This window comes from Streptomyces sp. NPDC001843, assembly GCF_042891955.1.
Taxonomy (GTDB): domain Bacteria; phylum Actinomycetota; class Actinomycetes; order Streptomycetales; family Streptomycetaceae; genus Streptomyces.
On the sequence record NZ_JBIATQ010000005.1, the window covers coordinates 338,068 to 351,797 of the forward strand.

The 13,730-nt window shown below is 68.8% G+C and carries 12 protein-coding genes and 2 pseudogenes; 4 read left to right on the top strand and 10 right to left on the bottom strand.

What is annotated here, in order from left to right; genetic code table 11:
• The first annotated feature begins 316 nt into the window (after window positions 1–316).
• Complete coding sequence (locus tag ACFYZQ_RS15725) at window positions 317–805, top strand: GNAT family N-acetyltransferase (protein WP_389147037.1); 489 nt, start codon at window positions 317–319, stop codon at window positions 803–805.
• Between the two features lie 208 nt (window positions 806–1,013).
• On the opposite strand, the gene ACFYZQ_RS15730 is transcribed toward ACFYZQ_RS15725, so the two are convergent.
• From ACFYZQ_RS15730 to ACFYZQ_RS15755, 6 genes are all read right to left on the bottom strand, one after another.
• A complete protein-coding gene (locus tag ACFYZQ_RS15730; protein WP_389147039.1) occupies window positions 1,014–1,748 on the bottom strand; it encodes an NADPH-dependent F420 reductase in 735 nt (244 codons plus the stop codon).
• A 126-nt stretch (window positions 1,749–1,874) separates the two neighbouring features.
• Entirely contained in the window at window positions 1,875–2,471 is a 597-nt protein-coding gene (locus ACFYZQ_RS15735; protein ID WP_389147042.1) for a TetR/AcrR family transcriptional regulator, read from the bottom strand.
• 456 nt (window positions 2,472–2,927) lie between these two features.
• On the bottom strand, window positions 2,928–3,122 hold the full coding sequence (locus ACFYZQ_RS15740) for a hypothetical protein (RefSeq protein WP_389147045.1): 195 nt from the start codon (window positions 3,120–3,122) through the stop codon (window positions 2,928–2,930).
• Window positions 3,122–3,679 (bottom strand): winged helix-turn-helix domain-containing protein, encoded by a 558-nt coding sequence (locus ACFYZQ_RS15745; RefSeq protein ID WP_389147047.1) that lies wholly within the window; start codon window positions 3,677–3,679, stop codon window positions 3,122–3,124. Before ACFYZQ_RS15745 ends, ACFYZQ_RS15740 begins: the two co-directional genes overlap by 1 nt.
• Before the next feature lie 23 nt (window positions 3,680–3,702).
• Complete coding sequence (locus ACFYZQ_RS15750) at window positions 3,703–4,545, bottom strand: hypothetical protein (protein ID WP_389147050.1); 843 nt, start codon at window positions 4,543–4,545, stop codon at window positions 3,703–3,705.
• 87 nt (window positions 4,546–4,632) lie between these two features.
• Window positions 4,633–5,040 carry a hypothetical protein gene (locus tag ACFYZQ_RS15755; RefSeq protein WP_389147053.1) on the bottom strand — a complete coding sequence of 136 codons (408 nt, stop codon included), beginning with the start codon at window positions 5,038–5,040 and terminating at the stop codon, window positions 4,633–4,635.
• Window positions 5,041–5,396: 356 nt separating this feature from the next.
• Between ACFYZQ_RS15755 and ACFYZQ_RS15760 the strand changes: the two genes are divergently transcribed.
• Window positions 5,397–8,330 carry a BTAD domain-containing putative transcriptional regulator gene (locus ACFYZQ_RS15760; RefSeq protein ID WP_389147056.1) on the top strand — a complete coding sequence of 978 codons (2,934 nt, stop codon included), beginning with the start codon at window positions 5,397–5,399 and terminating at the stop codon, window positions 8,328–8,330.
• A 430-nt stretch (window positions 8,331–8,760) separates the two neighbouring features.
• Here ACFYZQ_RS15760 and ACFYZQ_RS15765 read toward each other — a convergent pair whose 3' ends face one another.
• Both ACFYZQ_RS15765 and ACFYZQ_RS15770 read right to left on the bottom strand, forming a co-directional pair.
• Entirely contained in the window at window positions 8,761–9,633 is an 873-nt protein-coding gene (locus tag ACFYZQ_RS15765; RefSeq protein ID WP_389147059.1) for a hypothetical protein, read from the bottom strand.
• Entirely contained in the window at window positions 9,630–10,139 is a 510-nt protein-coding gene (locus tag ACFYZQ_RS15770) for a heparan-alpha-glucosaminide N-acetyltransferase domain-containing protein (protein ID WP_389147061.1), read from the bottom strand. Before ACFYZQ_RS15770 ends, ACFYZQ_RS15765 begins: the two co-directional genes overlap by 4 nt.
• A gap of 91 nt (window positions 10,140–10,230) precedes the next feature.
• On the opposite strand from ACFYZQ_RS15770, the pseudogene ACFYZQ_RS15775 reads away from it, so the two are divergent.
• Window positions 10,231–10,542: pseudogene (locus ACFYZQ_RS15775) on the top strand (DUF418 domain-containing protein); the annotation flags it as partial.
• 353 nt (window positions 10,543–10,895) lie between these two features.
• On the opposite strand, the gene ACFYZQ_RS15780 reads toward ACFYZQ_RS15775, so the two are convergent.
• The gene (locus ACFYZQ_RS15780; protein ID WP_389147402.1) at window positions 10,896–11,783 is read right to left on the bottom strand and encodes a YceI family protein; all 888 of its coding nucleotides are present in this window, start codon (window positions 11,781–11,783) and stop codon (window positions 10,896–10,898) included.
• Window positions 11,784–13,202: 1,419 nt separating this feature from the next.
• Here ACFYZQ_RS15780 and ACFYZQ_RS15785 point away from each other — a divergent pair.
• A complete protein-coding gene (locus ACFYZQ_RS15785; protein ID WP_389147064.1) occupies window positions 13,203–13,421 on the top strand; it encodes a hypothetical protein in 219 nt (72 codons plus the stop codon).
• A 3-nt stretch (window positions 13,422–13,424) separates the two neighbouring features.
• Here ACFYZQ_RS15785 and ACFYZQ_RS15790 read toward each other — a convergent pair.
• A pseudogene (locus tag ACFYZQ_RS15790) lies at window positions 13,425–13,643 on the bottom strand (MerR family transcriptional regulator); the annotation flags it as partial.
• Between the last annotated feature and the right edge of the window lie 87 nt (window positions 13,644–13,730).

Below are 13,730 nucleotides of genomic sequence, written 5' to 3' on the forward strand. Positions count from 1 at the left end.
GCAGTTGGTGGGAGCCACCGGAAGCAAGGACACGGCGACGGCACGCGTTGTACGGCCGATGCGCAACACGGCCCGGGAACCTGATGCAATCGACCAGGTCGCATCGCATCCCTTTACTGGTGCAGAGTTCAGCGTCTCCTGGCCTGGCGTCCAAGTCGCCGTCGGCGGGCGGCCGATGCGGCGGCAGTGACTGGGGCGATCGGGGCCTGGGCAGGCGGTTCCCGAGAGCGGTGCAGGAATACTGCCCAGCCGGAATGCTGCCCCCAGCGGCCGACCCGCCGTACGACGGCACGCCCTGGTGCGAAATACTCTCCCGATGAGTTCACGCAACTCCCGGAGCAGCCGGCCCATCGTGATACGAAGGGCCGTTGCGCGGGATGCCAAACGGCTCACACGGCTCGTGCGCGGCTCAGACGCCTACGCGGGCAAGTACGCAGCCGCAGTCGCGGGCTACCGGGTCGGGCCTGATTACATCGAGGCCCACCGCACCTTTGTGGCCGTCGGCGCCGACGAGCATGGAGGCCGGGTCCTCGGGTTCTACTCGCTCGTCCTCGCTCCACCGGAGCTCGACCTGCTGTTCGTCGCCGACGACGCGCAAGGACGGGGTATTGGACGGCTGCTCGTCGCGCACATGCAGTCCGAGGCCCGTGCCGCCGGGCTCGACCGTGTCAAGGTCGTTTCGCATCCTCCCGCCGAGGACTTCTACCACCGCGCCGGTGCGGTGCGGACCGGGACCGCGCTCGCGAACCCGCCCGCCGTGCCGTGGGACCGTGCCGAATTCGAGTTCCGCGTTTCTTCGGAATGACGCGGTGTGCCGGTTCGCAGGGCACCCGGCTTCGCCTGCACGGTGGCCGGCATGCAGAGCCGCTGGGGGCCGCGCTCCTTGTGTGTCGAGATCAGGGCGAGCAAGCGGGGCGCTGGCATGCCGAACCGGCCGTGATGCGCTCCGTGCGGGAGGAGCGGTAGGGGGACCTCTCGTGCGGGGTGTGCGCCGCGGCCGACGGCAGGCGTCGTCACCGGTGGGCGGCGCGGTTCATCTCGACGACGTCCTCCAGGGTGGGATTGGCGCCGAGGGCGGCGAAGCGTTCGGCCATGCTGTCCCGGACGGCCGCGTCCTTGACGCGATCGGCCGCGGCCAGGGCCGCCGGAAGCTCATCCAGGGTCAGCTCGGTGCAGTAGGCGGGGCCCATGGGCTGCTGACGCCAGGAGTCGGCCAGTGCTCCCGCGTCGTAGGGGTCGAAGCCGGTGTCGTCCACCAGGCGCATGGCCACGCGCTTGGCTTCCTCGGAATCGCCGGCGACCGGGAGGGCGATGCGGCCCGGGGTGCCCGCGGGGACACCCTTCGTTCGCTGGGTTTCGGCCAGGCCGGCGTTCCACGCCTTGACCACGGGGCGCCCAAGGAGCTCAGAGGTGTACACGCTCTCCACCACACCGTCCTCCACCGCCTCGATCCGCCCGCCCAGGTGCGGGTAGTAGTTGGAGGTGTCGATGACCACCGTCTCGGCGGCGACGGAGGCGAACAGGTCGGCCAGTTGTCCCGCCACTCCGAAGGGAATGGCCAGGATCACGGCGTCCCTGTCCTCGACGGCGTCCTCGAGTGCCACGGCACGGGCGCCGGTCTCCAGCAGGGCGGGCGCGACGGCCTCGGGCCCGCGGGCGTCGGCCACCTGGACGTCGTGACCGGCTTCGCGGAGCTTGCGGGCGAGATTGCCGCCGATCGCACCAGCGCCGATGACAGTAATTCTCATGATTTGTCCTTCAATAGGTTGCACCACTCCCAGAGATGGAGGGGGTGCAAAGTGATCACTGCGTGGTGGAGACGTCGGACACCGCCCGGAGCTTTCCGGGCGCCCGGTGATCGGCAGCGGGGGGCCCTACGCCTGGGTGTCCCGTTCGCGGTAGCCGGCGGCGATGAGCGCGCGAACGCGGTCCAGCGACTCCTCCTCCGCGGCACCGGCACCCTTGAGCCAGGCGACGGAGATGGCCGCGAGGAACAGGTCGTACCCCTTCACCGACTCGCGGACGGACCCCGTCCGTTGAGCGGCCTGCACATACTCCTCCGTCGCGGAGATGACGGTGTCGCAGGGGAGCGTGAGCGGGTTGTCCGGATCCTGCGCCCTGGCCGCGGCCATGAGCGGCTCTGGCAGTCCGCTGAACGCGCTGAAGTACTCCTCCAGCGCGCGCAGCCACTGCTCCAGCGCCTCGTCGGCGTCGGCGAGCCGCGCGATCTCCTCCTGGCGGGCCACCAGTTCCTCGGAGCGCGTCTGCAGCACGGCCGCCAGCAGCGCTTCCCGGGTGGGGAAGTGCCGGTACAAGGTGCCGGGTCCGACGCCCGCCTCCTTGGCCACCGCTTCCAGAGAGGTGCCGACCCCGTACTTCAGGAAGTGCCGCTGCGCCGCTTCCAGGAGGGCGGCACGGTTGCGCTGGACGTCCGCGCGAGGCTTGCGCCCCTGCTGTCCACCGGCACTCATAACGCCCTCCTGGCACTACCGTAAAACGGAGGCTACCTCCGTACGGCTTCCACAGTAAAACGGAGGCACCATCCGGTCAAGTGGCGGCTCTCCCGCGCACTACTCCTGGCGCCGGGCTCGGGGGCTACGGCCGTGCACACCGCGTTGGACGCGGCGGCTGCTCCAGTCGCCGCACGACCTGACTTCCCGGGCCGGTCCCCACCGGAAGCGCTCGCACGTCTCGCAGCGTCAAAGTACGTCTTGGCCAGGTCCTCACGGGGTTCCTCCGGTGTGATCGTCCAGCCCCTTGAAGCATCTGGCGGACGATCTCGGCGATGGCCTGCGAGATCCGGTTGAACGACTCGACCCTGTTCGTCGCCACCGTCACCCGCCGTCCTCATCGGGGCGCCGGCGAGGTGGCGCTTCTGCGACCCCGACCGCAGCCGTTTGAGCAGCGTGGACGGGGAAATTTGTGCGTCAGCCGGCCAGCTGGTTCATCTTGCGGATCCGCTTGTCGAAGACCCCAGCGGGGGTGAAGCGGCGCAGAACCCGAGCGCGTCCGGCCAGAGGACCGGCGGTATAGCGCGGCTTCGGCTTCGCATCGGTCGCTGCCGCGACGATCGCCTTGGCGGCGACGGTGGGGGCGTCGCCGCCTCTGACCGCCTTCGCCATCACGTGGTCGAGCCGCTGTGGTGCTCCGCTCGCGCAGGGGCAGTGGTGGCGGCGATCTTCGCCTCGTCCCGCTCGGTGGCCTTGCGGGAAGGGACCTGCACGCTCCAGCCGATGCGGTGCAGCGGCAGGTCCGTCCCGGCCAGGGTGTACTCGACGCCGAACCGGCGACGCACGACGCCAGCGATCCGCGCCGGCGTCCAGCGCCGGTCAGGCCGGCCGAATGCTGCAGGGCCAGCATCCAGCACCGTCTCCAGCAGGCGGAGTTGTCGCGGGTCGAGCTTGCAGCGGGCGCCGCCGGACCGTTGGAGGCAAGGGCCATGCCGGCCGCCCGAAGCCAACGCCCGCCGCCGGCGGTTCGCCGACATCCGGGTCACCCTGAACCGTCGGGCCACCTGCCGGTCACTGGCCCCGCACTCGATCAGGTCGGCAGCCGCGAGCCGGACTTGCTCAGGCCGAGCCCGTTCCTCAGCCGTCGATCCACCGCTATCGGGATACCTCATCCTCCCGGCACGGCGCGGACCACGACAACCGTCACGGCCCGATGCAACCCGCACCATTGAAGATCTCTGGCGCGCCGCCCTCAACTGTTCCGGTTCAGGTACTGGAGGAATATGGACACATATTTCCGATCGGCGGCTTGCGAGCAGTGAAATGTCGCCGCGGCGGCATTGAGTTCCGATTGATGGAACTTCCGCCACGTAGGATTCTGAGTGGCCAGTGCCGCCAACTGGTCCTGGGATAGCATTTGGTCCCCCTTCTGAATCCCGGCCATAACGGACGTGTATTCCTTGCGCAGGTCCGCGATGAGCGCGAGACGGGATTGCGCCGGATGGCCGGCCGCCGCCGCACAGGATCTCCACGTCTCAAGTGCCGATCGGTAACGTCCGTCGTGTTGCACCTCACCGTCCACCCGGGCCCACTCGGAGTTCGCCTCCGGGATTCCGTATTCCTTTTCGGTCGTGCGCTGTGAGCTGTCGACGCATCCCGGAAGGGCCGCATCGTAAGCCTTGAGGGAAGCAGCGGAAAGGGTCTTCAGGTAGCTCTTGGCTGCCGGGGCTTCAGGGGTGAAGTGGGGGAACAGGGATATTCCGAACCCGTGCTTGCGTGCGTAGTCGAGGCTCGAAAAGTCTGTTGCGTCCTCGACATCGACCACGCTGTGCGGGTCCTTGGGCAGGTACCGGAAGCCGTGCGACTTCATGCATGTGGATGTCAGGGCCTCCGTGCGAGCGGCAACCTCAAGGTCGAATTCTTCCGACTCCGACTGGCCGGAAGCACCTGCCAGGATCAGCACGAAACGGCGGGTGTTGGCCGTCGCCCGGGCCGTCTGACGGTCGTCGGACGGGAAATACGCGAACCCCGCCGCGACCATCGCGGCAATGATCACGGTCAGCGCGACGGCAAGCGTCTTGTGTTTGCCCAGCATCGTCCGGGCCTCCTCCTTCCACTGGCGTGCCCTGGTGCGCTCCGAACGGGGGCGCACCAGGGCTTCCGCCGCCTGCTCAGGCGCCTGTCACCAGTTGCTCAGATTGACGCCCACCTGGTCGAAACCCTGGTTGTAGGTGCCGTTGTTGGTGCAGTCGTAGTGCGAGGAGTTCGTACCGTTGCGCGCGACGATCGAGGACTCGTACCAGTTTCCACCGCCGTTGCCCCGGAGGCAGTGAGCCCTGTCCTTGCCGCCGTCCTGCCCGGACACCCAGACGAACGACTGCTGGTAGCGCTGGTAGCGGCTGTCCCAATTGTTCGCCACGAACTGGTATTGGCCGGTTCTGCCGGAGTCGTTGTACGGGAGGGGGTCGCCCATGACGTTGCTGGTCGTTATCACCGTCTGCGCCTCAGCGGTGCCCGTGGTGAGGCCGATCGTGGCGCAGCAACCTGCGACTGCCAGTGCGCCGAAGGTCTTCCACTTGCGAAGCATCATCGATCAGTGCTCCTTCTATCGTTTCGCCGATCGGAAGTGGTGCGGCGGTGCGTATGGAGCCGTGCAGTGGTGCGTGCGGACTGTGCGGCGGTGCGTGTGCGGCCGCGGGCGCGGCGGAGTTCGCCGGCCGGGCCACCCTGCGAAGCGGGGAGGCTGCTTCTGATCCCGGCATACCGGCCCGGATGCTGCCGAGGTACCGGGCGAAGGCACCCTCCGCACCCATTGCCTGCCCACGCGTCTTCGGTGAGCCGTGCTGCGAAGACGCTATGGACACCGATCCGTCGGCCGTCCTAGATTCGTCCTAGGGCGAGGTCAGCCAGGGGGATGGGCGCTCATCGTCACGTACCAGGGGGAGCATGAGATTCGGCTTACTGGGGCCGTTGCACGCCCAGATCGCCGGGCGCACGGTCCTGCTGAACGGGCCCCGGCAGGCCAAGATGCTGGCAGCACTTCTGATCGACGCCAACAACATCGTCGCCATGGAACGGCTCGTCGCCGTGATGTGGGACACGAACGAGCCCGCCACTGCGGTCCGCCAGGTCCAGGACGCTGTCTCCGGGCTGCGCCGCAACCTCGTCGCCTGCGGAGCACCCGGCACCCTGATCAGCACGCGACGCGGCGGCTACGAGATCCACCTGGCTCAAGATCAGCTCGACCTACTGGAGTTCGACCACCAGCGACATCTTGCCGAACAGCACACGGCCCCGTTGGAGACAGCAGTGGCGCTGCGGCGGGCGCTCGCCTGCTGGCGCGGAAGCGCCTTGGTCGACACTCCCAGCCAAGCCCTGGAGATGGATGCGGCACGGCTGAACGAGAAACGCGCGGCCACGCACAAACAGTGCCTGGCCATCGAACTCGACCTGGGGCGTCATCGAGAGGTCATCGATGAACTGACCGATCTGCTCCGCGAGCACCCCTACGACGAGCAGGTCGCCGAACACCTGATGGTCGCCCTCTACCGGTGTCGAAGGCAGGGCGAGGCGCTGCAGGTGTACGAGCGGCTGCGCCGGACACTGGCCGACGAACTTGGCGTCGACCCCACCCCGCCGCTGCAGGCGCTGCATCAGCGCATCCTGACCGCAGATCCCGCCCTGACGGTTACGATCCCAGCAATTGCCCCCTCGGCCACGCCACCGGAGAGTCCTGCCCCGGCGGCCCCCGGGTCGGCAATGGCGTTGCCGGTGCGTCAACTTCCCCTCGACGTGCCCGACTTCGTGGGCCGGGCCGAGGCACTGGCCGAGATCGCCGGACTGCTCGACGGGTCGGTGCCGAACCGGGCCCCCGTGGCCGTCATCGTGGGCGGCCCCGGTGTCGGCAAGTCCTGCCTGGTGACGCACGCTGCGCGGCTGGCGAGCGCCAACTTCCCCGACGGCCAGCTCTACCTCAACCTCGCGGCAACATCGGACGAGCCACGGGACCCGGGGCTGATGCTGGCCGAAGCACTGCGTGCGCTCTCGATCGCCGGCAGCGCGATCCCGAACGGCCTGGCCGAACGAGCCGCGCTCTACCGATCGTTGCTGGTGGACCGTCACATGCTGGTGGTGCTGGACGATGCCGGTCACGCCAATCAGGTGCTGCCCTTGCTGCCCGGCGCCGAGGGCTGTGCCGTGTTGATCACCAGCCGCACTCTGCTGACGCAACTTCCCGGCGCTCGGCACATCGACCTGGACGTACTGAGCCCGGCCGAGGCGCGGGAGTTGTTCACGGGCATTGTCGGGCGGCGGCGGGTCGAGCGGGAACCGGGGGAGGCCGACGCGATCCTCGACTGCTGCGGCAACCTGCCGCTGGCGATCCGGATCGCCAGCGGCAAGCTCACGGGCCGTCCGGCTTGGTCGCTGCGGGTGCTGCGGGAACGGATCGAGGATGAGTCCCGGCGGCTGGCCGAGCTGAGGATCGGGGACCTCAGTGTGCGAGCCAGCGTCGAACTGAGCCTACGGCTGCTGCCGGCCGACGCGGTACGCGCGCTGAGCCTGCTGGGTCTGCTCGGCGCCTACACCCTGCCCGGCTGGGTGGTCGGCCCGCTGCTGGACCGCTCGGACGGCGAGGAGGTGCTGGAAACCCTCGTCGACGCCAGCCTGGTGCGGCTGACCGCCACCGATGCCATCGGCCAGCCGCGCTACCGGCTGCACGACCTGATCAGGACCTGTGCCGTGGAGATCGCCGCCCCGCTGCCGGCGGAGGACAAGCGGGACGCGATCATCCGGGTGCTCTCCGTCTGGCTCGATCTGGTCAGGCGCGGCACCGACCGGTTGCCGGGCGGGCTGCTGGCCGCCGCGCCCGGTTCGGCGCCGCGCCGGTCACTGCCCGAGGCGCTCGTGGACCGGCTCATGGCCGATCCGTTCGGCTGGTTCGACGCGGAGCGCGACAACCTGCTCGGCGCCGTGAAACTGGCCGTGGACTGGGGCCTGGACGAGTTGGCCTGGGAGCTGGCGGCTGGCACGGCGACCTACTACGACCACCGGTGTCTCTATCAGGACTGGCAGCACGGGCACCGACTCGCGTTGGACGCGGCCGAGGCCGCCGGCAACGCGCGCGGGGCATCGGTGCTGCTACGCGGACTTGGCCAGCTGCACATCTACCAAGACGAGTTCGACCGAGCCACCCGCGCCCTGGAGTCCTCCATCGAGCTGTGCCGGGACGGTGGGGACAAGCTCGGCGAGGCGTTGTCGGTGGCGACGCTCAGTACGGTCAGCCGGGTGCAGGGACGTGACGACGAAGCACTCGAACGTGTGGAGCGAGCGCTGGCCATCGCGGTCGGTGAAGGCGACCGGCACATCGAGGCGCAGCTGTCCTGCTCCATGGCCGTGATGCGACTCATGCAGGGTCAACTCGAAGAGGCGGAGTCCTGGTTCACCGGAGCCTTGCGCCTGGCCAGAGACCTTGATGACGAGCACCGCGTGGCTGTGGTGCTGCGGCGGTTCAGCCGGTTGCACGATCGGCGCGGTGATCCGGACGAGGCGCTGCGCTGCCTGGGGCAGGCGCTGGCCACCTTCGAGGAACTGGCCGACGAGCGGTGCGCCGCGTACACGCTGCTGGAAGTCGGCCGCGTGCACGCCGGTCAAGACGACCGGGACCAGGCGAGCGCGGCGTTGGAGCGCGCGGCGGGCCTGTTCCACCGGCACGGCGACCGCCAGGACGAGGCCACATGCTGGCAACTGATCGGCGACCTGGACGCCGCCGCCGGCCTCCACCACATGGCGCGCCAACACCGAAGCCGGGCGCTGCGCCTGTGGCGGATGATCGGCGAAATGAACCAGACGAATGCTCCAGCGCGACCATCGTCGCCGTGAAGCGCGTTCGTATCGAGCACGCGTACGCGCCCTGGCGCCAGGCAATCGAGCACTTGAAGGGCGTCCGCTCTGCCCGCACCCTCGGGGCCGTCAGCCGCACGCGGCGCAACCCCGCCCGATTTCAGGTCCGGGGCCTACGGTGCCACTAGCCGCCGAGTTTGGCTTTGCACTCACGCAACCTGGGAGGCAGGAAAATAGGAGAGCGGCCCCGGCAGCGAGAACGCCGAGGCGGGCAATGCGTGATCGACGGGGAGCAAAACACCCCCTAGTCGGACCACCTGATCCAAGCCACGCCGCGGGGCCGGGTCGGCCCATGGCCGAACCTGGCGTCAGGCACAGCAGTGGCCCGTGGAAGCAAGAGCCAAGGCCCGAAACGCAGTGGAGCCCGTCGCCGCGAGTGCGGTGACCGGCGCCAATGCCATGCACAACGTCATGGGACGGGGCGGCCGATGCGCGGGGGATGCCTCGGCCGCCCCGGGACCTCCCCAGGCCCCCACGGGGCCGGGGCAGTCTCCAGCACCCGACTTCCGCCAGTCTTGCTGCTGCCGACCGTCCGGCCCCATCCCCCGACTGGCGGAGGTTTCCCCGCCAAGTGGCGGCCGGCAGGCCCGCCACAGAACTCCGTCCGCACCGGGACGCGTGCGCCCATGGATGGTCCCGCGAAGTGGTGTAGTCGGTCAGGTCCGTGGAACGTCATCGGGGCCGCCCCGCGTGAGCACTCCAGTGCAGGGCGTCGGAGAAGGTACTGGTCAGGGCGGTGGCGTCGGCCAGATCCGCGAGCTGACACGAGCCCGGTGGCTGCCCACCCCGTCCCTGTCGGCGCTGACGGCCCCGACAGCCGGCGCAGCCGGGGGAAGGTGTCCATGGCGGCCAGGCACGCGGTGATCACCAGGATCGCCACGCCGGTGTTGCCCACGATGGACAGCGTCGCCTCGCTGTGCGGGGAGGCGACCAGCATCCCTGCGGGGGTGTCGCCGAAGACGCCGTCGCTGCCGGGCGGTGCGGACGGCACGGACGACATGCCTGCTCGCCCTGCGGCTTCCCGGACGGCTTGGGCGGCACCGGGCACGAAACGCAGCGCCAGCCAGGAGCCGCCGTAACCGGTGACGGCGAGGGCGACGCCGGTGAGCGCGAGGCGTATGCGTACGGCGGTGGCGGCCAGGTCGAGGCGGGCGACGGCCATGCCGGCGAGGACGAACGGGACCCAGGTCAGGGCCGGATAGCCGCCGGTGAAGAGCAGCGAGACGATGCCGTCGGCGTGACCGATGGTGGGGAACGCGCGGCCGCCGACCAACGGCTTCACCGCGTACAGCAGTGGGGGCCCACCAGGGCCCATGCTGCGGCGATCAGTGCCAGCGGCTTGGCGCTCAGCCTGTACAGCGGCAGCACGAGCAGGAAGAACAGCCCGTAGAAGGCGAGGACCGGCACGACCGGGGTGCCGGTCATGGTCAGGGCCGTGCCCAGGGCCAACAGGATCACGGCCCGGATGACGACCTTGGCGACGGCCTGACGGCCGGCCAGGCCGGTCTTCGGTGTGCGGCGCCCGGTGATGAGGGCGACCGCGAAGCCGGCCAGCACGGCGAACAGGGCGGAGGAGCGGCCTTGCGCCAACTCCATCAGGAAGCCGATGACACCGCCCTGGCTCGGGGCGGCCCCCACGTGGACCGCGTACATGCCGAAGACGGCCAGGCCGCGGGCCAGGTCCAGCCCGATCATCCGGCCCACGCCGGGCGCGCCCGTCGAGGGCTCACTGCGCTCGCCCGCGGGGGACGGTGCGTCGGTCGGCGGGGAGTCCGGGTGATGTGTCATGCCGCTCAGGCTGGAGACCGGGCCGGTCGTGGGGTATCCGGCAGAAGGTTGTGATGTCCCTGCCGACTGGTGGGTGCCACCCCGCCGTGTGGCTGTGGGCGTCGCGATCCTCGTGATCATTGGCGCGACGGTGGCGATGGACCGCCTGCCGCGACTGCGCCGCCTGGCCAAACCCGTGATCGCCGTGGGCACCATGTCCCTGACGGCCTACGTCGGCCACTTCGTCGCACAGTCAGCGCTGTCCGTGCCCGCCGGGACCGACACCCAGCAATCCTGGGTACCGCTGCTCATGTTCGTCCTCGGAGCCATCCTGTTCGCCGCGATCTGGTCCCGCTTCTTCCGCCGCGGCCCGCTGGAGTACCTGCTCAACGCCGCCACCAAGCCGGCGAAGCACATCCGATGAGACCCAGCCGGGGTGGGATGTCTCCACGTCCCACCCTCCTGGGCCGCTCGGGGAGTCGGTAAACGCACAGTCCCTGCGGGCTTCCACCCGTGATCCTGGCTCGTCACCGAAAGGTGCACCGAGCGCCGAGTTGATGTCTCATGCGACACGCCAAAGTCTGGAGCACCATGGCTACCGCAACCTGCCTGGGTGGGCCAGGGCATCGGGCACGGTGCTCCGGTCTTGCCGACCACAGCAGTCGTTACCGGTTCCCCAACGAGGTCGTCAGAGCGTCGATGTGTGAGAACGCGGTTCCGAACACGGTGACGGTGACCTCCTCCACGGCGAGGGGAGGGTGAGCGTTCACCTCTGCGTTACTTGAATTGCAGCTCGGTGCCCTTGGGGACGACCTGGATGTCCAGGTCGACCTTGATGTTCGAGCCGACCACGGCGATGTTGCGCGCCAGCATGGTCTGCCAGTTGATGTCGTAGTCCTCGCGGTGCAGTTCGGTCGTGGCGTGGATGGCGGCGCGGGTCTCGCCCTCCATGCCCACCCGCACGCCGTTGTACTGCGCGTCGAGGGTCACCGTGCGGGTCACCCCATGGAGGGTGAGACCGCCCGTGATCACCCAGTTCTGGCCGCCGCGGTGCACGAAGCGGTCGCTGTAGAACTCCAGGGTCGGGAAGTTCTCCACATCGAGGAAGTCCCCGGACCGCAGGTGGTTGTCACGCATCTTGACGTTGGTGTCGATCGATGCCGCGTCGATGACGACGTGCATCGCGGTGTGCTCCATGGTGCTGCCGACCCTGATGGCCCCGGCAAAGTTGCCGAAGCCGCCGTACACGCGGCCGAGACCGATGTGGCGGGCGGTGAAGCCTATTCGGGTGTGCGCGGCCTCGATCTCCCACTCGCCCGGTTCGGGCAGGGGCAGCGTGGGCGCGGCATGCAGGGTGAGGTCGCCGAGCGCAACGGGCGCACCCCCCTCTCGCACGGACGCGTGTCCCAGGTGCGCGGCGAAGCCGTCCGCCGAGACCGACATGCGGTACTCGCCGACGGGGACCACGACGACGCCCCAGCCGTACGGGTCCGTCTCCCCTGCGACGACCTTGCGCCCCTGGCTGTCGTTCAGCGTGTACTGCGCCTGTCCCAGGGGCTCACCGACCGGGTCGATGACGCGGAAGCTGAGGAGGCCCGCACTCTGCGGCACCGAGAGGCCGGCGAGCGCGCCCTTCTTCTGGTTCGCGATCTTTCGTCTGCCCAACAAGTGCCTGATCAATTTCGCGTGTCCCTGTACGAACGTCTCTACGAGCGGTGGCGCGCCCCGCTCCTGTCAAAACTGCTGGACGGAAAGGCAATCGGCCGACACCCTGCGCAGCCCGGCGCCAGCATAGACCGGTATGAGCAAGTAACTTCGCACAGGCAATCGAGCCCCCACCCGGTGCTTCAGCGGGGTCGGGGCCGCCCGACCCCTGCGACCAGGGCGGACGCCCGGCTGTACGGGCACGCCGCGGTCTCGGTGGCGCGCCTTTGCTCACACAATCTCCGGGCGATGTTCACTGAGCTTTTCAGCGTGGCCACTGATCGGGTGACGGGTCGGCTTGCCGGCGATCCGGCGCCATCACGGTTCAGACCGCCCGAGCAGGCCGGTGCCATCCACCCAGCACGTCACCACGCGGGAGGTCTGGAGGTGTCTGAGACGACACCTGTCCCAGGGGGGCGCACGGGCCTCTGGTCGGCGGGCTGTTCATGGTCGTGTGACGACTCGGCCGTGATCGTGGTGCCGTTGGCGCCGGGAATCGCCCCACTGCATGCCCAATTCAGTGCAGCGATTTCCTCCTGCCCGCCGGAAGAAAACGTCCTTCAAGACTGGGAGGATGGGAAAACGCTCCTGGTCCAGCGTCGCACTCGATCTGCTCTCCGACACGCGCACTCAGCCGTTCGCCCAAGGATGCGCGACTCCTACGGAATCGGAGAAAGCAGCCGAGGTCGAACGATGGGTTCGCGGCTGGCAGCCGGCCTGGTGCCCGCCGCGCTTGCGGCAGGTGGCTGGGGTCCGGCACCGCGTGAGCAGCGCACATCCGCCACCGCACCTCGGTTCGGACCCGGTGACCGGCCAATCTCCTCCCTGGGAGGAAGACAGGCATCGGTCTGCCACTGCCGGTGCCCGGAAGACAGATCAGGCCAGTCACCGGTAAAGGTTCACCGCAACCAACCACCCGAGGGACCTACGTGACATGAGGGGGATGCTGCCGGTCATGTGCTTTCTGATCACGGTGTTTTTGCTGTGTTCAGTGTGGTATTTGATAGGGCGAATGTTAGACCGTTCGAGTTAATCCGATTCCTGCATATGGTCGGGATTTGGCTTGTGTGACTGTAATTGGAGTAACCGACTGTGGGTGCCCATCCTCTGTCGTGGTGTCAGACGGCGATCGCTGGATCGTTGTCCACACGCATGGGCGCCCGACAGGTGAATGCCTGAACCGCGCCAGCAAGGCGTGCGGCCGTATGCGGCAGCCCACACCCGACTCTCCGCAAAAGGGGCTGCTCTCATGGCAGTAACCATCATTCCCTCAACGGTGGCGGCTTGCTCGACCTTCGTGGCCATCGTCACCGGCGCGCCCGCCGGGGCCACCTCGGCCGTCTTCGCCTACGACGGCGCCACCCCCAGACACTGCCGGTGGTGGCCGGAGTCGCCGGCCCTGCGACGTTCACGGCCGTCGGCTCGGGCGTACAGCTGGTCTCGGTGAGCTACGTCGACGCCGGCGGCGTCGTGGTGGGGACCGACAGCGGTACCGTGACCGTCACTGCGGTGCAGCGCGATGCGCTCGCCGGGGTGTTCTTCCAGGGCTCGCAGGAGCAGTTCCTAGACCGTCACTCGGGTGGTGACCTCGCCCAGTGACGCGAGCCGGGATACCTCGGCAGCCCCGGAACCCAGTACCGCCTCGACACCAGCGCGGGGCAGGCAATCTCACGGAACTGGCGCAGCACGGTCGCCCGGGCCACCTGGTCAGCGCTGTAGTAGCGGTGGCCCGAGATCGGGTCGACGTCCGGCAGGGGGCAGCAGCCCGGAGTCGGCGTAGAACCGCAACGCGCTGGAGGTCAGACCACTGCGCTGGGCAAAGTTATGCCATGTGTTAGTCTCACGCGTTTGCGTGGTCGTCGCGGTGGGCGATTCTGCCGGTTCCGCTCGGCTTGTGCGGGGGCTGTT